19 protein-coding genes and 1 tRNA gene are annotated in these 17489 nt (G+C 68.6%); 15 read left to right on the top strand and 5 right to left on the bottom strand.

The window, feature by feature from the left end; genetic code table 11:
• Nucleotides 1-43 precede the first annotated feature (43 nt).
• The 4 genes from ACLQ7T_RS09675 to ACLQ7T_RS09660 all read right to left on the bottom strand — a co-directional run bounded on the left by ACLQ7T_RS09675 (nucleotide 44) and on the right by ACLQ7T_RS09660 (nucleotide 2988).
• A complete protein-coding gene (locus ACLQ7T_RS09675) occupies nucleotides 44-1063 on the bottom strand; it encodes a LacI family DNA-binding transcriptional regulator (RefSeq protein ID WP_420479245.1) in 1020 nt (339 codons plus the stop codon).
• A gap of 69 nt (nucleotides 1064-1132) precedes the next feature.
• Nucleotides 1133-1217, bottom strand: a tRNA-Leu gene (locus ACLQ7T_RS09670).
• 9 nt (nucleotides 1218-1226) lie between these two features.
• Nucleotides 1227-2657: a M20/M25/M40 family metallo-hydrolase gene (locus ACLQ7T_RS09665; RefSeq protein WP_420479244.1), complete on the bottom strand. Its 1431-nt coding sequence runs from the start codon at nucleotides 2655-2657 to the stop codon at nucleotides 1227-1229.
• Between the two features lie 91 nt (nucleotides 2658-2748).
• A complete protein-coding gene (locus tag ACLQ7T_RS09660; RefSeq protein ID WP_141626120.1) occupies nucleotides 2749-2988 on the bottom strand; it encodes a DUF3297 family protein in 240 nt (79 codons plus the stop codon).
• 120 nt (nucleotides 2989-3108) lie between these two features.
• On the opposite strand from ACLQ7T_RS09660, the gene ACLQ7T_RS09655 reads away from it, so the two are divergent.
• The 11 genes from ACLQ7T_RS09655 (at nucleotide 3109) to ACLQ7T_RS09605 (ending at nucleotide 12799) form a co-directional block, all read left to right on the top strand.
• Entirely contained in the window at nucleotides 3109-3987 is an 879-nt protein-coding gene (locus ACLQ7T_RS09655) for an alpha/beta hydrolase family protein (protein ID WP_420479243.1), read from the top strand.
• Between the two features lie 26 nt (nucleotides 3988-4013).
• Nucleotides 4014-4871: an aldo/keto reductase gene (locus tag ACLQ7T_RS09650; protein WP_420479242.1), complete on the top strand. Its 858-nt coding sequence runs from the start codon at nucleotides 4014-4016 to the stop codon at nucleotides 4869-4871.
• A gap of 66 nt (nucleotides 4872-4937) precedes the next feature.
• Nucleotides 4938-6467: a UbiD family decarboxylase gene (locus tag ACLQ7T_RS09645; RefSeq protein ID WP_420479241.1), complete on the top strand. Its 1530-nt coding sequence runs from the start codon at nucleotides 4938-4940 to the stop codon at nucleotides 6465-6467.
• Between the two features lie 127 nt (nucleotides 6468-6594).
• Nucleotides 6595-6936, top strand: a complete 342-nt coding sequence (locus ACLQ7T_RS09640) for a hypothetical protein (RefSeq protein WP_420479240.1) — start codon at nucleotides 6595-6597, stop codon at nucleotides 6934-6936.
• A gap of 139 nt (nucleotides 6937-7075) precedes the next feature.
• Complete coding sequence (locus ACLQ7T_RS09635) at nucleotides 7076-7702, top strand: hypothetical protein (protein ID WP_420479239.1); 627 nt, start codon at nucleotides 7076-7078, stop codon at nucleotides 7700-7702.
• A 52-nt stretch (nucleotides 7703-7754) separates the two neighbouring features.
• Complete coding sequence (locus ACLQ7T_RS09630) at nucleotides 7755-9575, top strand: M14 family metallopeptidase (RefSeq protein WP_420479238.1); 1821 nt, start codon at nucleotides 7755-7757, stop codon at nucleotides 9573-9575.
• 23 nt (nucleotides 9576-9598) lie between these two features.
• Entirely contained in the window at nucleotides 9599-10018 is a 420-nt protein-coding gene (locus ACLQ7T_RS09625; protein WP_420479237.1) for an MAPEG family protein, read from the top strand.
• Nucleotides 10019-10058: 40 nt separating this feature from the next.
• Nucleotides 10059-11411 carry a TldD/PmbA family protein gene (locus ACLQ7T_RS09620; protein ID WP_420479236.1) on the top strand — a complete coding sequence of 451 codons (1353 nt, stop codon included), beginning with the start codon at nucleotides 10059-10061 and terminating at the stop codon, nucleotides 11409-11411.
• Nucleotides 11408-12205 (top strand): 3'(2'),5'-bisphosphate nucleotidase CysQ, encoded by a 798-nt coding sequence (locus ACLQ7T_RS09615; protein ID WP_420479235.1) that lies wholly within the window; start codon nucleotides 11408-11410, stop codon nucleotides 12203-12205. Before ACLQ7T_RS09620 ends, ACLQ7T_RS09615 begins: the two co-directional genes overlap by 4 nt.
• Before the next feature lie 75 nt (nucleotides 12206-12280).
• Nucleotides 12281-12529 (top strand): DUF4170 domain-containing protein, encoded by a 249-nt coding sequence (locus tag ACLQ7T_RS09610; RefSeq protein WP_141626110.1) that lies wholly within the window; start codon nucleotides 12281-12283, stop codon nucleotides 12527-12529.
• Nucleotides 12530-12574: 45 nt separating this feature from the next.
• On the top strand, nucleotides 12575-12799 hold the full coding sequence (locus ACLQ7T_RS09605; RefSeq protein ID WP_420479234.1) for a hypothetical protein: 225 nt from the start codon (nucleotides 12575-12577) through the stop codon (nucleotides 12797-12799).
• A 3-nt stretch (nucleotides 12800-12802) separates the two neighbouring features.
• On the opposite strand, the gene ACLQ7T_RS09600 is transcribed toward ACLQ7T_RS09605, so the two are convergent.
• Nucleotides 12803-13468 (bottom strand): fused DSP-PTPase phosphatase/NAD kinase-like protein, encoded by a 666-nt coding sequence (locus tag ACLQ7T_RS09600; RefSeq protein WP_420479233.1) that lies wholly within the window; start codon nucleotides 13466-13468, stop codon nucleotides 12803-12805.
• A gap of 241 nt (nucleotides 13469-13709) precedes the next feature.
• Between ACLQ7T_RS09600 and ACLQ7T_RS09595 the strand changes: the two genes are divergently transcribed.
• From ACLQ7T_RS09595 to ACLQ7T_RS09580, 4 genes are read left to right on the top strand one after another with little or no spacing between them, the layout of a single operon-like run.
• Nucleotides 13710-14351, top strand: coding sequence for a hypothetical protein (locus ACLQ7T_RS09595; protein ID WP_420479232.1), 642 nt, complete (start codon nucleotides 13710-13712; stop codon nucleotides 14349-14351).
• 31 nt (nucleotides 14352-14382) lie between these two features.
• On the top strand, nucleotides 14383-14913 hold the full coding sequence (locus tag ACLQ7T_RS09590) for a hypothetical protein (RefSeq protein WP_420479231.1): 531 nt from the start codon (nucleotides 14383-14385) through the stop codon (nucleotides 14911-14913).
• Between the two features lie 56 nt (nucleotides 14914-14969).
• Complete coding sequence (locus ACLQ7T_RS09585) at nucleotides 14970-16805, top strand: ABC transporter ATP-binding protein (protein ID WP_420479230.1); 1836 nt, start codon at nucleotides 14970-14972, stop codon at nucleotides 16803-16805.
• A complete protein-coding gene (locus ACLQ7T_RS09580) occupies nucleotides 16802-17488 on the top strand; it encodes a lysophospholipid acyltransferase family protein (RefSeq protein ID WP_420479229.1) in 687 nt (228 codons plus the stop codon). Before ACLQ7T_RS09585 ends, ACLQ7T_RS09580 begins: the two co-directional genes overlap by 4 nt.
• Nucleotide 17489 lies beyond the last annotated feature (1 nt).

Raw genomic sequence — 17489 nt, 5'->3', positions numbered from 1 at the left:
ATCCTAGAACAGAAGCCGCCCTGTCAAGCGCGCGTTTGCGACCTCAGGCGGCGGGCGGGGCGGAGGAGTCCCGGACGATCAGTTCGTGCCGGATCAGGTGCTGGACGCCGGGCTCCCCGTCATCGGCGCCGGGCTGGGTTTCGCTCAGCAGACGCAGGGCCATTTCGGCCATCTCCGCGACCGGCTGGCGAATCGTGGTCAGGGCCGGCCAGATCTCCTGCGCCACCGGCGTGTCGTCGAATCCGACCACGGTCAGGTCACGCGGCACGTCGAGCCCGCGCCGATGGGCCACGGCGATCGCCGCCGCCGCCATGTCGTCGTTCGAGGCGAAGATCGCGGTCGGCGGACGATCCGCCGCCAGCAGCCGTTCGGCCGCGTCCAGGCCCGAGCGGTAGGTGAAGGCCCCCGCCTCGATCAGGGCCTCGACCGGCTCGCCGAAGCCGGCGACCTCCGTCTCGAACCCGATCAGACGTTCGGCGCTGGCGGTCTGGTTGGCCGCGCCCTTGATAAAGCCGATGCGGCGGTGGCCGAGCTCCAGCAGATAGCGGGTCATCTCGGCCGCGGCCGCGAGGTCGTCGATGCGGATCGCCGGCGCATCGGACTTGAACCGTCCCGGCGCCACGGCCACGGCGGCGAGCCCTTTCGCCTTGACCGCGGCGAGGGCCGCCCAGCTTTCACCGTGCGGCGGCGGCAGCACGATCCCGGTCACCCCGCCCTCGGCCAGACGCGCCACGGCCGCGCGCTCGCTGTCGCCGTCCGCGTCGCATTTCTCCAGCACCAGCTGGGCGCCGATCTGGTGGGCGCCCTCGAGGGCTCCCAGAAGAAATTGGGTCAGATAGCCCGCACTGGGATTGGAATAGAGCATGCCCAGCCGTCCCGCCCCGGCGCGGGCCAGGTTGCGGGCGGCGGCGTTGGGGCGATAGCCGAGTTCCTCGATGGCGGCCTGGACGACCTCGCGGGTCTTGTCGCGCACACCCGGCGCGCGGTTCATGACCCGCGACACGGTCATGGGCGACACGCCGGCGAGACGCGCCACATCGTCGATCTTGACCGCCTTGTTCACGTGCCTGCCCCGCTTCCCGTCCTGGCGGTCTCTAGCGTCCCGCGCGCCTGACCGCCAGCGACGCGGGGATGGTGCGAGCGGCGGGACTCGAACCCGCATAGCCGAAGCCGGGGGATTTTAAGTCCCCTGCGTCTACCAATTTCGCCACGCTCGCGACGGCTCCTCAGTGCGCGGAAGTCCCCGAGGCCGCGCGCAGGGCGCGGAAATCCACGTCCGAGTCGGCGATCAGATAAACCAGCGCGGCCCAGGCGGCGACATTCTGGCTCAGCTGCTCCGGATCAATCTTGTCCAGGGTGTCATCCGCGGTGTGGTGCAGGTCGAAATAGCGGGTGCCGTCCTGGCTGAGACCGAACACCGGCACCCCCGCCTCGGCCAGTGGCCCGACGTCCGCCCCGCCGTGCAGTTCGGGCTCGGCCGAAGCCAGCACGCCGATCGGATAGAGAACCTGGGTCGCGGCGCGCTGGAAGGCGCTGTCCTGGGCGCCCGGCGGCAGTTGCAGGGCGTAGACCCGGTCGGCGCCGAAATCACTCTCGCCGGCGATGATGTGCTGCTCCACCGCCGCGCCGACGCCGCGGAGATAGGCGCCGCCGCCGTTGCCGGTATTGGTCGGCTGCGACACCTCTTCCGAGCCGTACAGGACCACCCGCACGGTCCGCGCCGGGCGGCGGCCGCTCTCGGCGATGGCCTTGGCCGCGCCGAGCGTGATGGCGCCGCCCGCGCCGTCGTCGATGGCGCCGGTGCCGAGGTCCCAGCTGTCCATGTGCGAGCCCAGCACGATCACCTCGTCCGGACGCGAGGCGCCGGTGATCTCCCCGACCACGTTCCGGGACTCGGTCTGATAGGTGTGGGCGGTCGACGAAAGCCGCAGACGCACGGTCTCGCCGCCGGTGATCAGACGCGTGAGCTGGCTCGCGTCCGGAGCCGAGAGCGCGAAGCCCGGCAGGGGCACGCGCCCTTCGACATAGCGGGTCGTGCCCGTGTGCGGCATCCGGTGCTCATCCGAGCCGACCGAGCGCATGATGAAGGCGACCGCGCCCTTGGACGCGGCGGCGGCGGGACCGGCGCCCCGGATGCGGGTCAGCGGGCCGTAGCCGGCGCCGTCCTGCATGCGCACCATCTGCCCGGCGTCGACATAGGCGATCTTGCCCGCCAACGATCCGGCAGGGGCGGCGTTCAGGGCTTCCAGGCTGGTGAAACGCACCACCTCGGCCTCGATCACGCCATTGGTGCCCGGCGAGTGGCCCAGCGCCGCGACGACCAGACGCTGGGGGTGGGCCCCGACGATGGAGGCGCTCTCCTCGCCCCGTTCCCAGCCGACCAGCGGGAAGGTCTCGATGCGGACGTTCTGGAAGCCGTGCTGACGCATATAGCCCGCCGCCCACTCGGCGGCGGCCGTTTCCGACGGCGAGCCCGCCGGGCGGGCGCCGAAGGTCGTCGTCAGTCGCGTGACGTAGTCCAGCGCGATATTCTGTTCGAGCGCGGCGTCACGAATTCGCTCCGCCCGCTGGATGGTGGCGGCGTCCTGCGCGGCGGCCGGAAGGGCGAAGCCCAGCGCGAGCGCGCTGGCGGCGAGAAGACGGGCGGACAGACGCATGACGGCTCCGGGGGACTCAACGGTGGAGCCGGACCCTAGACCCACATTCCCGACGCGGAAAGAACGTCCCCGCATCGGGTCCGGACGACGCTCAGGCGTCGCCCTTGATCCAGACCTCGACCGGGCCTTGCAGCTTCACGGTCAGGGCCTTGCCGCGACGGTCGACGCGGTTGCCGACGGCCAGACGGACCCAGCCTTCCGAGATGCAGTATTCCTCGACGTTGGTTTTTTCCTCGCCCTTGAAGCGGACGCCGATGCCCTGCGCGAGCAGGTCGGCGTCGTGGAACTTGCTGTCGGGATCGACGGACAGGCGGTCGGGAAGGTCGGTCATGGCATGGCTCTTCGGCAAATCAGCCGCCGCCTTTAGCGGTTCCGTCGCCCGGCTCCAAGCTCTTGACCTGACGTGGGGGCAATCGTCTAGGTTCGTTTCAAATCAATACGGACCCATCCCGTGACCGACGCCATCATCCAAGACTTCACCGCCCCGGCGATCGACGGCTATCCGCTGTCGATGCGACTGGTGTCCGCCTCCGAGCCGACCACGGCCGTTCTGATGAGCTCGGGCACCGGCTTTCCCAAGGGGTTCTATGATCGCTTCGCCCGGCATCTGGCGGGCAGAGGCGCGGCCGTCCTGACCTATGATTTCCGGGGCATCGCCGGATCACGACCCGACGATCTGGCCGCGATGCAGATGGACTATGTCGACTGGGGTCGCCTCGACATGCCGGCGGCGCTGGACGCCCTGATCGAGGCCGCGCCCGGCCTGCCGGTCGTCCACGTCGGCCACAGCGTCGGCGGCCACTTCCTGGGGTTCATGCCCAATCAGGACCGTATCTCGAAGCACGCGTTCGTCTCGGTCGGCAGCGGCTACTGGGGCCGGCATCACCGGTCCTACAATCCGCTCGAACTGTTCTTCTGGCTCGGCTACGGCCCCTGGAGCCTGGCGCGGCGCGGCTACATCAAGGGCGGCGGCCTGTGGGCGGGCACGGATCTTCCGCGTGGCGTGTGGGAGACCTGGCGCCGCTGGTGCCTGAAGGAGCCCTACTTCCTCGAGGAACTGAAGGACGGGTTGAAACCGCATCATTTCGACGCCGTCACCGCCCCGATCCGATCGTGGATCTTCACTGACGATCCGATCGCGACGCCGACCACCGGCCCCATCCTGATGCAGGTCTACCCCAACGCCCCGCGCGACATGATCGTGCACACCCCCGCCGATTTCGGCCGGAAGCGCATTGGTCACGAAGGGGCGTTCCGCAAGGGAATGGAGCCGCTCTGGGACACGATGGCCGACTGGCTGCTTGAACCCGTGGCGACACGGCCTAGGTAAGCGCCTCCCCTTCCCGGAGCCATCCCATGACCGACCAGCCCGCCATCACCGTCGACGGCCACGCGATTCCGCTGCTGGGCTTCGGAACCTGGATGCTTGAGCCCGCGGATGCCCGCAAGATGGTCGCCGAGGCCCTGCGCATCGGCTACCGCCACATCGACACCGCCTGGATCTACAAGAACGAGGCGGCCGTCGGCGACGGCATCCGCGACGCCATCGCCGCGGGCCATGTCAAGCGCGAGGACATCTGGCTGACCACCAAGATCTGGGTCGCCCACTTCCACCGCGCCGACCTGCTCAAGCAGGCGAAGGAGTCCGCCGGGGCGCTGGGCTTCACACCCGACCTGCTGTTGCTCCACTGGCCCAAGCCCGAGCCGTCCTTCGAGGAGACCCTGGGCGCGCTCAACGAGGCGCTGGAGCAGGGCCTCACGAAGAGCATCGGCCTGTCGAACTTCCCCTCGTTCGAGTTCGCCCGCGCCCAGAGCCTGTCGAAGGCGAAACTGGTCACCAACCAGGTCGAATATCACCCCTACCTGAAACTGACGTCTCTGATCGACACGGCGAAGGAGCTGGGCTCGTCCATCACCGCCTGGTCGCCCCTGGCCCAGGGCAATGTCGCCACCGATCCGACCCTGATCGAGATCGGCAGGGCGCACGGCAAGTCGGCCGGTCAGGTCACCCTGCGCTGGCTGATCCAGCAGAACATCATCGCCATTCCCCGCACCAGCAAGGTCAGCCGCGCCGAGGAGAGCTTCGACATCTTCGACTTCGCACTGTCGGCGGAAGAGATGGACCGCATCCACGCGCTGGCGCGCCCGGACGGTCGTCTCGGCGACTGGCTCGACGCGGCCTTCCAGTGGGACGAGGAGTGGGCCCAGGCCTGATCTGCGCTGACGCGACACGGCAAAGGCGGCGTGACAGAACCAGCCCGTCCGCCTAAGCCTCCGCGCATGGCCTACAAATCACTGCGCGACTTCATCGAGATCCTCGAAGCCGAGGGCGAACTGGTGCGGGTGACCGAACCGGTCTCGACCCATCTGGAGATGACCGAGATCCAGACCCGGTTGCTGCGCAACGGCGGCCCGGCAGTGATCTTTGAAAAGCCCGTCCTGCCCGACGGCACGATCAGCCCCATCCCCTGTCTGGCCAATCTGTTCGGCACGGTGAAGCGGGTCGCCATGGGCGTGACGCTGGAGAAGAAGCAACGCACCACCGCCGCCGAGTTGCGCGAGGTCGGCGAGCTTCTGGCCTTCCTGCGCAATCCGACCCCGCCGCGCGGCTTCGGCGACGCCATGGAGATGCTGCCGCTGGCCCAGACCGTCATGGCCATGCGTCCCAAGACGGTGAAGACCGCCCCGGTGCAGCAGGTGGTGCTGAAGGGCGACCAGATCGACCTGACCTCCCTCCCCATCCAGGGCTGCTGGCCCGGCGAGCCCGCGCCGCTGATCACATGGGGGCTGGTGGTCACCAAGGGACCGTCCGACGCCCGCGAGGACGACTTCAACCTCGGCATCTACCGCATGCAGGTGCTGGGCAAGGACAAGGCCATCATGCGCTGGCTGGCCCATCGCGGCGGCGCCCAGCACTACGCCCGCCACAAGAAGACCGGGTCGCGCGAGCCCCTGCCCGCCGCCATCGTCCTCGGCGCCGATCCGGGCACCATTCTCGCCGCGGTCACCCCGGTGCCGGACACGCTGTCGGAGTACCAGTTCGCCGGCCTGCTGCGCGGCGCCAAGGCGGAACTGGTCCCCTGCAAGACGGTGCCGCTCATGGTCCCGGCCCAGGCCGAGATCGTGCTGGAAGGGCATGTCCTGCTGGACGAGCATCACCCGGAAGGCCCCTACGGTGACCACACCGGCTACTACAACTCGGTCGAGACCTTCCCGGTCTTCCAGGTGACGGCGATCACCATGCGGAAGGACCCGATCTATCTGACCACCTTCACCGGCCGTCCGCCGGACGAGCCCTCGGTGCTGGGCGAGGCGCTGAACGAGGTCTTCATCCCCCTGCTCCGCCAGCAGTTCCCCGAGATCACCGACTTCTGGCTGCCGCCCGAGGGCTGCAGTTACCGCATCGCCGTGGTCTCGATGAAGAAGGCCTACCCCGGCCATGCCAAGCGGGTGATGCTGGGCGTCTGGAGCTACCTGCGACAGTTCATGTACACCAAGTGGGTCATCGTCGTGGACGACGACATCAACGCCCGCGACTGGAAGGACGTCATGTGGGCCATCTCGACCAAGATGGACCCGGCGCGGGACATCACCCTGATCGAGAACACCCCCATCGACTACCTCGACTTCGCCAGCCCCGAGAGCGGTCTGGGCTCCAAGATCGGCCTGGACGCCACCGACAAGTGGGAGCCCGAGACCAAGCGCGAATGGGGCGAGGAGATCCGCATGGAAACCGGGGTCGTCGACCGCGTCTCCGAGATGTGGGACCGCCTCGGATTGCCGGGCGACGGGGCGCCGATCTGGAAGTGATCTGACCGAACTGTGTTTCTGAAGTCGCGTTTACGTTGCAGCGCAACACTTATGTCAGAATTTCGCTTCACAGGTGACAGCCGTGTAATCTAACGTCCGGCCTTCGCCCTGGACACGGAGCCTTTATATGCGCGTTCTCGTCGCCCTTCTCACCCTCGCCACCGCCGTCCCGGTTGTCGGCATTTCGACCACCGCCGATGCGCAGGTGCTGACCGGCCGCGGGTCGCCCCGCGCCTCGTCGCGCCCCCGGGCCCAGCCGCCGCGTCTGAGCCCGGCCGAACAACAGCAGCTGTGGGACGCCCAGGACACCGTCGCCGACCTGAACGGCCAGATCGAAGCCATCCAGGAACAGGGCGCCGCCGCCGGCGGACTGTCCGCCGCCCAGCGCGCCCAGATCGCCAGCCACACGACCCGTCGGAACGAGGCGCAAGCCACGGTCGACCGTCTGGTCGCCAAGCGCGGCGCCTGACGCGCCCCGCCTGACCGGCTTTCGACGGCCGGCGTCGCCCTTGCTCCGGGGCGACGCCGGCCGTTCTCAATTCCGCACCGACGTCGACGAGGCGTGTCCTTCCGGACGAACAAGGTGATCCCGCGGGGGAGAGGCGTCCATGAGCGCGTTCGAATTCTTTTTCAGCTTTTACGGCCTTCTTCTGGGCCTCTCCGTGGCGGAGCTGGTCGGCGGTTTCGCCCGCGTGCTGCATGAGAAGGAACGGGTGAAGTTCGGGTGGCTGACCCCGATGCTCGCCGCCTTCATTGCGCTCGACGTCGCTACCTTCTGGAACCAGGCCTGGGTCATCTTCCGCGGCGCGCCGTTCAATCACGCGCTGCTGATTGCGGGTCTGGTCATCGCCGCCACCTTCTACATCGCCGCCAGCGTCACCTTCCCCCGCGTCTCGGCCGAAGGGGTGGACGAGAGGATCGACCTGACCGAACACTTCTGGCGCTACAGGCGACTAGTCTTCGGCTGCATCATGGCGGCCAACCTGATCGTGGCCCTGCTGTTTCTGACCCTGATGAGCGTGAACGCCGGATTCGCCGCCCTGTCGTCAGTCCGGCTGTGGGTCGGCTTCGGCATCTTTTTCACCGGCACCGCGACGGCGGCTTTCGCACCGTGGCGACCGGCCGTGATCGGCGCGCTGCTGATCGTGCTGATCTACAGCCTGTGGGTCGTCGGCGCGTCCGCAACCCATCTGATCTCGCGCGGAGCGTGGGCCCCGGCGATCGGTCTGTATTGATCGTCACCAGGACCGCTTGCCGCCCGCGCGCGTTTGGTTGAGGAAGGAGCCCATGCGCACGCCCCTTCTGATCGCCGCCGCCCTTCTGTTCGCGAGTCCCGCCATGTCCCAGTCCGTCTCCAACACCGCGCCGTGGGACCAGCCCTTCCTGCCGCCCGCGCCCGAATGGAACGGCGCCAGCCGCGACCTGCTGCGCCCGGCCTCGGACCCGTGGGTCACGGCCTTCGAAGCCGACGCGGACCATGACTTCAGCCCCGACTACGCCGACACCCGGGCCTGGTTCGACCGTCTGGACGCCGCCAGCGACCTGATCCGCATCGAGCAGTTCGGCGTCTCGCCGGAGGGCCGACCGATCTATGCCGTCATCGCCTCGAAGGACGGCGCGACCTTCGATCCGTCCAAGCCGGTGCTCCTGGCGCAGGCGGGCATCCATCCCGGCGAGATCGACGGCAAGGACGCCGGCATGATGCTGCTGCGCGACATCGCCTTCTACGGCAAGGATGACCTGCTGGACCGGGTCAACCTGATCCTGATCCCCATCCTGTCGGTCGACGGTCACGAGCGCGCCAGCGCCTACAGCCGCCCCAACCAACGCGGTCCGCGCATCCAGGGCTGGCGCAACACGGCGACCAACCAGAACCTGAACCGCGACTACCTGAAGCTGGACCAGCCCGAGATGCGGGCGGTGCGCGGCCTGATCGTGAAATACCGGCCCGACCTGTACGTCGATATCCACGTCACCGACGGCATGGATTACCAGTACGACGTCACCTACGGCTACAACGGCGAAAACGGCCTGTATTCGCGCTCGCCCGCCACGGCCCGCTGGCTGGACGACGCCTTCAAGCCCGCCATCAATGCGGCGCTCGAGGCCCGCGGGCACATCCCGGGCGAACTGGTGTTCGGCATTGATGACCGGAACCCGCGGGCGGGCCTGAACGACGGCGGGCTGGGCGAGCGCTTCTCCAACGGCTGGGGCGCTGCGGCCCACGTTCCAACCATCCTGATCGAGAACCACAGCCTGAAGCCGCACGAGCAGCGCGTTCTGGGCACCTACGTCTTCCTGGAGCGCGCGCTGAAGCTGCTGGCCAGCGACGGCGCGGGCCTGCGCACCGCCATCGCCGCCGACAGCGCCCTGCGCCCGGCGGAAATCCCGGCGAACTTCGCCTCGGACGAACAGCCGTCCTCGACCCGCGCCTTCAAGGGCATCACCTACGAGACCTGGGACAGCCCCGCCTCGGGCCGTCAGGAAATCCGCTGGCTGGGCCAGCCGGATCCCGAGGTCTGGCCGATGCCCTTCTACTCCTCGCATCCGACCCTGACCCTGCGCCGCCCCGAGGCCTACTGGGTGCCGTCTTACCGGACCGACATCATCGAACGCCTGCGCATCCACGGCGTGACCATGGAGACCCTGTCGGCGCCGCGGACCGTCCCGGTCGAGATGCTGCGCCTGAACGATCCGCGCATCGCCACGCGCGCCAACGAAGGCCACGTCCAGACCACCGTGACCCAGGTCACCCCGCTCCAGCGCGACTGGACTTTCCCGACCGGCTCGGTCCGCGTCCCGACCGACCAGCCGCTGGGCGACATCGTCGTCCTGCTGCTGGAACCGCAGTCGTCCGAGAGCTTCTTCGCCTGGGGCATGTTCCCGGAAGTGCTCAGCCGCGTGGAGTACATCGAGGGCTACGCCATCGCCCCGCTGGCCGAGCGCATGATGGCCGCCGATCCGGCGCTGAAGGCCGAGTTCGAGGCCAGGCTGGCCGCCGACCCCGATTTCGCCGCCAACGGCGACGCCCGCCTGCAGTGGTTCTATGAACGCACACCGTTCTATGATGACCACTACCGGCTCTATCCGGTCGCACGCGAAAACTGACGACCGCCCCGGGGAGGGACACCATGAGCATCGAACAGGCCCTGGCCTTTCACACTGAAGCCTTCCGGGCCGTGGCCCTGTGGACAGGGCTTTCGCTCCTGTTCGTGCTGTGGCTGTCGATGCGGATCAGCGCCGGGCGCCGGAGGCACAAGGTCTCCGTCGGCGACGGCGGCCATGCCGAGCTGACCACCTCGACCCGCGCCTTCGGCAATGCGGTCGAATATATCCCGCTGGCGCTGGTCGCCCTGGCCGTGGTCGCCGTCTTCTACAGCGCCGCGATCGTCCATCTGGTCGGAGGGGCCTTCTTCGTGGGGCGCGTCCTGCACGCCTGGGGCATGGGCCAGGAGAAGCAGCCCGCCGTCGGCCGGATGCTGGGCATGATCCTCACCTATCTGACCTTTATCGGGTCGGCGGGCCTGCTGATCTTCGCCGCCGTCTTCTGACGGCGGTTGCGCCATCGCGGAGGCCCGGCCATATCGGGGCATGACCTCCCCGCGTGACGCCGCCGCCTCCGACATCCTGCCCGATCTGATCGCCGCCGCCCTCAAGGCCGGCGCGGACGCCGCCGAGGCGGTGACCTCGGAACGCGCTTCCCTGTCCATCGGCGTCCGCAACGGCGCGCTGGAGGATGTGGAACGCGAGGAAAGCCGCGACCTCGGCCTGCGCGTCTTCATCGGGAAGCGTCAGGCGACCGTCTCGGCTTCCGACCTGTCGGACAAGACCCGCGCCCGTCTGGTCGAACGCGCGGTCGCCATGGCCCGTCTGGCGCCGGAAGACCCCTGGGCCGGTCTCGCCCCGCAGGATCGTCTGGCCAGGGGGCCCTTCCCCGATCTCGACCTCTATGATCCGACCGAGCGCAGCGCCGCCGAACTGGAGGCCGCCGCCGCCGCCGCCGAAGCCGCCGCCCTGTCGGTCGAGGGGGTCGCCAGGTCGGAGGGCGGTCATGCCGCCGCCTCGTCCAGCCGCTGGCGTCTGGTCACCTCGCATGGTTTCGACGGCGCCTATCAGGGCTCGGCCTTCTCGCTGGGCGTCGGCGTCATCGCCGAAAAGGACGGGGCCATGGAACGCGGCGGCGAACACCGCGCCGTGCGTCACCTGTCCGACCTGCCCTCCGCCGAGGCCATCGGCGCCTATGCGGGCAAGCGCGCCGTCGAGCGGACCGGTCCGCGCAAGATCGCCTCGACCACCGCCCCGGTGATTTTCGAAAACCGCATCGCGACCCAGGTGCTCTCGCCCCTGCTGGGCGCCATCTCCGGTTCAGCGATCGCGCGCGGCACCTCCTTCCTGAAGGATCGGCTGAACCAGCCGGTCCTGCCCAGGGGCGTGAACCTGATCGACGATCCGTTCCGTCAGCGCGGCCTGGGCTCCACCCCGTTCGATGACGAGGGCGTCGCCGTCTGGAAGCAGTCCATCGTCGAGGACGGCGTCCTGACCACCTGGCTGATGAACAGCTCCAGCGCCGCCCAGCTCGGCCTCGCCTCCACCGGCCACGCCTCGCGCGGCCTCGCCGGCCCTCCCGGCGTCTCGACCCACAACCTGCATCTGGAAGCGGGCGAGCAGGACCTGAACGGCCTGATGGCCGCCGCCGGGACCGGCCTGCTGATCACCTCCATGTTCGGGCCCTCGCTGAACGGCAATACCGGCGACTGGTCCGCCGGGGTGTCGGGATTCTGGTTCGAGAACGGCGAACGCGCGTATCCGGTCAGCGAAGTCACCGTCGCGGGCAATCTGAAGGACCTGTGGGCCCGTCTGGTCCCCGGCTCCGATCTGGAGTTCCGGGGCGGCTTCAACAGCCCGTCCCTGCTGTTCGACGCGGTGGCCATCGCGGGCAAATGACGGATTTCGCGGACGATCTCGAACTCATCCGCGACGCGGTCCTCGCCGCCGGCGAACTGGCCCTGTCCGAGCGCGAGGCCGGTCTGAAGATCTGGTCCAAGTCCGGCGGCTCGCCCGTCACCTCCGCCGATCTGGCGGTCGATGCGTTGCTGCGCGACCGCCTGCTGACCGCCCGGCCGGACTATGGCTGGCTCTCGGAAGAGACCGCGGACAGCCCCGACCGTCTGACCCGGCGGCGCATCTTCGTGGTCGATCCCATCGACGGCACCGTGGCCTATATGAAGGAAAAGCCGTGGTGGTGCATTCCCGTCGCCGTCGTCGAGGACGGACGCCCGGTCGCCGCGGTGATCCATGCGCCGATGCTGAACGAGACCTTCGTCGCCACCCTGGGCGGCGGAGCGACGCTGAACGGCCGCGCGATCACGCCGTCCGACACCACCGATCTGGATGACGCCTCGGTTCTGGCCGACGCCCGGCTGATGGAAGGTCCGCTCTGGCCCGAGCCCTGGCCGCCCATGCGCTACGAGAAGCGCAACGCCCTGGCGTATCGCATGGCCCTTGTGGCCGCGGGGGCCTTCGACGCCGCCATCGCCCTGACGCCCAAATGGGATTGGGACGTCTGCGCCGGAGCCCTGATCGCCGAAGAGGCCGGCGCCAGGGTCAGCGACCATCACGGGCGTCCGTGGCGCTTCAATCAGCCCGATCCGCGACAAACCAGCCTGATCTGCGCCGCTCCGGGCCTCCACCCGTTGATCCTGAAGCGCACAGGGCCTATTCCGCTCGCGCCCCGCTGATCCGTCTCTTCAGGTGATTTCAACCTGCTCGTGGGACGGTGACAACACAGACGCCCTCCCCCCGGGAACGAGAACATGACCACGAACGCCGATCCGGCCCAGCTTCTTCACATCGTCATCGGCGGCGAGCTGCGCCACCTGGACGCCCCCGTCTTCCGCGATGTCAGCCAGATCGAGTTCGTCGGCGCCTTCCCGAACTATGAGGAAGCCCGGAAGGCGTGGAAGGCCAAGGCCCAGGCCTCGGTCGACAACGCCCACATGCGTTACTTCATCCTGCACGCCCACCGCCTGATCGACCCGCGCGGCGACGCGGCCGAACACTAAGGTCTGGCGGGCCTCGGGCCCGCCTCGGAAACCGGAGCCGGCGCCATGACCCTTTTCGGCCGCACCCTCGGCGTCGAGGAAATCAGCGCGCTGGTCTTCATGCTCATGGCGCTGGCGATCTGGGTCATGGCCCTGCGCAATGAAATGGCGTGGACCCGCTGGTTCCGGAACTGGGAAGCCGAGCGCAAGGCTCGCCGGGAGGCCCAGCTGGCCGAGGAGCGGGGCGACACCCCTTCCCCGCCCGACGCCCCGCGCGGTCCGTGGGGCTGAACCCTACTCCCGCTTCAGCAGCTTTTCGGTCAGCAGGGTGCCCCACCACTGCGCCTTGAACTCGGCCCGGATCGCCTTCGGGTCATAGGCGGGGCTGTCGACCCACTCCAGGAAACTCACGCCGGTCGGCTGGACCTCCTTGAGGTATTTCTCCAGCGTGTAGTCCAGCACCCCGGTCAGGCCCTCGCGGTGGTGCAGGTATTTCTTGTCGAGCTGTTTGATGGCCTCGCTCATCGGCTCGCCCAGATGGAAGTGGCGATAGAAGACCGCCATCATCCCCGCCCGGTCCGCGCCGGACTTGCAGTGGATCAGCACCGGATATTCGATCGTCTCGAACAGCCGCTTCGCCCGGTGGATCCGGTCCGTCTGCGGCGGATCCCGGCTGTCCAGCGGCGCGTCGATCAGGGTCAGGCCCAGCGTTTCGCAGGCGTCCTTCTCCAGCGCATAATAGGCCTCGTCCCGCGCCCCGCGCAGGTTGATGACCGTCTTGATCCCCTGTGATTTCCAGTACGCCAGCTGCCGCGGCGACGGCTGGTTCGTCCGCACCAGATCCGGCCCCAGCCAGTGGGCGTTCATGAACCACCGCCGCAGGAAGGCGTGGTCCTTCCAGACATAGTCCCAGCGCGCCTTGAAGCGGCCGGCGGCGGTGGAGAGATCGTAGGACGACATGGGTGGGGAGATAGAGGCTCGAAGGCCCCGCGTCATCTCCACCCGCTTGTTTTGCGCCCGCCCCTCCCGCATATTCGATCCATGGCGAGACAGACCACAGCCAAGGTTTCCGCTACCCGGCCCGACAGGCGGGACCGCCCGGTCGTTTACCACGGCCTGAAGATTCCTCCGGTCCCGGGACGACGCTCCTCGCTCGCGAAGGACATCCGCAAGCAGTTCGAAGCCATGGCGGAGAAAACGCATGGCGAGCCCGCCTAGGCGTAAGCCCGCCGCCTCCCTCTCCGTCTTCATCAACTGCCCGTTCGACGACGACTACCGGCCGATCCTGCGCGCCATCGTCTTCACCGTCGTCGTGTCCGGCTATCATCCGCGCTGTGCGCTGGATTCCACCGACGGCGCCGAAATCCGCATCGCCAAGATCGCCAGCCTGATCGGCGACTGTGACTGGGGCGTCCACGACCTGTCCCGTGTCGAGGTCGTGGACGGCGTCCCGCGCTTCAACATGCCGATGGAGCTGGGCCTGCACCTGGGCGCGCGGCTGCTGGGCGAGCCCCGTCATCGCCGCAAGCGCGCCCTGATCCTCGACGCCCAACCCCATCGCTATGATCGCGCCCTGTCCGACATCAGCGGTCAGGACGTCGAGACCCACGGCGGCAATCCCGAGGCTGCGATCCGCTGCGTCCGCAACTGGCTGTCCGAACATCGCCGTTACAACCAGCCGCCCCTGCCGGGCGCCGCCGCCGTCCAGGCCGACTACCGCACCTTCACCGCCGAACTCGGCGCCCTGTTGGCTCCGCGCCGTCTCGATCCCGACGACCTCACCCACAGCGACTATCTGTTCGCCGTCCGCGACTGGATCGCCACCCGGGCCGAACCCGCTTGACTTCACGGCGTGCCAGTCGAAGCTCACGGTCATGCAATGCGCGAAGATCGACCGCTTCTTTCCCGTGCGAACCGCCCTCCGGATCGGAGCCGCTATCACCGTGCTGGCCTCGACCGTGGCCTGTTCGGCCGAGGCGACCCAAACGGCCAAGGCCTCTCAAAACCCCGCCTTGCCATCCCGTGCGCACGTCGATGGCGCCCTTCTTCGAACGGGAGGCGGCGGGCTTGTCGGGATTCTTGATGTCCAGCGCGACGCAGCCCGACCAGAGACTGTCCGTGCCGAACTGATCCTGCTTCAGCGGCAGACCGTGCCGGACCAGACCGCCGCAACATCTCAGGTTCATGAGATCGACTGCCCAACAGGGCGCGACCGTATCGTGGCCAATATCGGTTACGACCGCGCCGGCACGCCGCTACATGCCTACTCCGTTGAAACGACCCTCAGCCTGCGCCCGTACATGCGGCCTGTCTTCGAAGTCCTATGCAACGGCGACTATCTCGATAGCGCCGTCACACGCTTCGATTCCATGAGCGGCTTCCTCGATCTCTACGATCGCTTCTGATCCCGACACCCACCTCCCCGCTTGACTTCCTCCCCTCGTCGTCCGACCTCGGACCGATGACGACGCCCGCCCCCGCCGACGACGAGAAGGACGCCCTTCGCCCACTGCTGGGGCGCATCTGGCGGGACTATCTTTCGCACCACCGGACGCCGCTGTTCCTGTCGATCGCCTGCGCCGCCGTGGTCGGTGTCATGGCCGCGACGGTGCTGCAACTGCTCGAGCCGGCCATCGACGGCCTTTTCCTGGGCAAGCCGGTCACCGTCTGGCGGGTCCTCACCATCGCCCCCGAGCACGCCCTGATCGGCGTTCCGGCCCTGATCATCGGCGCCGGGGTGATCTGGACGGTCGCGGCCCTGGGTCAGGCGGCCCTGGTCAACCGCCTCGGGCACGGCATCGTCGGCGACATCCAGGTCAAGCTGTTCGGCGCCATGATCCGCGCCGACCTCGCCCGCCTGCGCAGCCAGCACTCGGGCGGCTTCGTCGCCTCCGTCCTGTTCGACGCCAACCTGGTGCGCGAGGCCTTCACCAACGGCGTGGTCAACTACACCCAGCACGGCCTGACCCTGATCGCCGTGATCAGCTACATGGCCTGGACGGACTGGAAGCTGACGCTGATCGTCCTGCTGGGCGCGCCCCTTATCGCCTTCGTCATCCGCCGCTTCGGCAAGCGGATGCGCAAGGCGACCACCGGGGCCATGGTCGAGACCGGCAACCTGTCGACGGCCTTGATGGAGAACCTCGACGGCGTCCGCCTGATCAAGATCGAGAACCGCGAGGCGGCCGAGGAAGCCCGCGTCGGCGAGGTGGTCGCCCGTCGCCAGCGTCACGTCATCAAGTCCGCCGACAGCCGCGCCTTCGCCGGTCCCTTCTCCAACCTCGTCGCCATGATCGTGGTCGCCGCCGTCATGGCCTATGCCGGCTGGCAGGCGCGTCAGGGCCAGATGAGCGTCGGCGCCTTCGCCGCCTACATCGGCCTGCTGATGTCCGCGGGCCAGTCGCTACGTCAGGTCACCAACCTCCAGACCGTCATGACCGAGGGCCTGACCGCCGCCCGTCGCCTGTTCGGCTCGCTGGACATCCAGCCGGAAATCCGCGAGGCGCCCGACGCCGACGACCTGCCCGCCGGGCCCGTCACCGTGGCGCTGGATCACGTCAGCTTCGCCTACGCCCCGGCCGCCGAGGGCGGCGCCCCGACCCTGTCGGACGTCTCCCTGACCGTGAAGCCGGGCGAGACCATCGCCCTTGTCGGCCCCTCGGGCGGCGGCAAGTCCACCATCCTGTCGCTGCTGCCCCGCTTCTATGACGTCACCGCCGGCGCGGTGACGATCAATGGCCGCGACATCCGCGAGCTTAAGCTGCACGACCTGCGCAGCCGCATCGCGCTGGTGACGCAGGAGCCCTTCCTTTTCGACGACACCATCGCCGCCAACATCGCCTATGGCCGTCCCGGCGCCACCCAGGCCGAGATCGAGGCCGCCGCCGCCAGCGCCGCGGCCCACGACTTCATCTCAGCCCTGCCCGAAGGCTATGCGACCCGCGCCGGCGAGGCGGGCCTGCGCCTGTCCGGCGGCCAGCGCCAGCGCATCGCCATCGCCCGCGCCTTCCTGAAGGACGCCCCCATCCTGCTGCTGGACGAGGCCACCAGCGCCCTCGACACCGAGAGTGAGGCCCTCGTGCAGGCGGCGCTGGAGCGGCTGATGGAAGGCCGCGCCACCCTGATGATCGCACACCGCCTGTCCACCGTCCGCAACGCCGACCGCATCTATGTGATCGAGGCCGGCAAGGTGGTCGAACAGGGCTCCCATTCGGCCCTCGTGAAGAAGGGCGGCCTCTACGCCCGTCTGGCGAAGCAGCAGTCGCTGGACGGCGATCCGGTGGGGGCGGTCTCTTGAGGCCGCTCCGTATTCCGGTCATCCAGAACACCCTGGCCTGGGTGCTGGCCGCGTGGATGCGGTTCTGCTTCGCCACCATCCGCTGGACCCATCACAATCAGGATGTCGCCGAGGGCGTCTGGAAACGGGGCGGCGGCGTGCTGGCTGTCTTCTGGCATTCGCGCATCGGCCTCAGCCCCGCCTGCTGGCCGCTGGACCGCGCCACCCCCGCCAAGGCCCTGATCTCGCTCAGCGCCGACGGGGAGTTCATCGCCAAGGCCGTGGCGCAGCAGGGCTTCCCCGCCGTGCGCGGCTCCTCGACCAACAAGGACAAGGCCAAGGCCGCCAAGGGCGGAACCCAGGCCCTGCGCGACGGCCTGAAGCAGCTCAAGCTCGGCGGTCTGGCCATCACCCCTGACGGCCCCCGCGGCCCCGCGCGCCAGATGGCCGAGGGCCTGCCCATGCTGGCGAAGATTTCGGGCGCTCCCGCCCTGTTCATCGGCCTGAGCTGCAATCCGGCCATCCGCCTGAACAGCTGGGACAAGGCCGTCCTGCCCCTGCCCTTCGGCAAGGGCGCCATCGTCTGGGATGTGGCCGACTATCCCGAGGGCGCCGACATGTCCGACGTCGTCGCGGCCTGGACCGAACGGCTGAACGCGGTAGAGGCCGAGGCCGACGCGATCACCGGCCTGAAGCGGGTCTGAC

Origin of the sequence: Brevundimonas sediminis (assembly GCF_048799765.1) — a bacterium.
In the GTDB taxonomy this organism is placed as follows: Bacteria; Pseudomonadota; Alphaproteobacteria; order Caulobacterales; family Caulobacteraceae; genus Brevundimonas.
The sequence above is the reverse complement of the archived record's forward strand: the minus strand, read 5'-3'. Positions and strand labels throughout refer to the sequence as shown.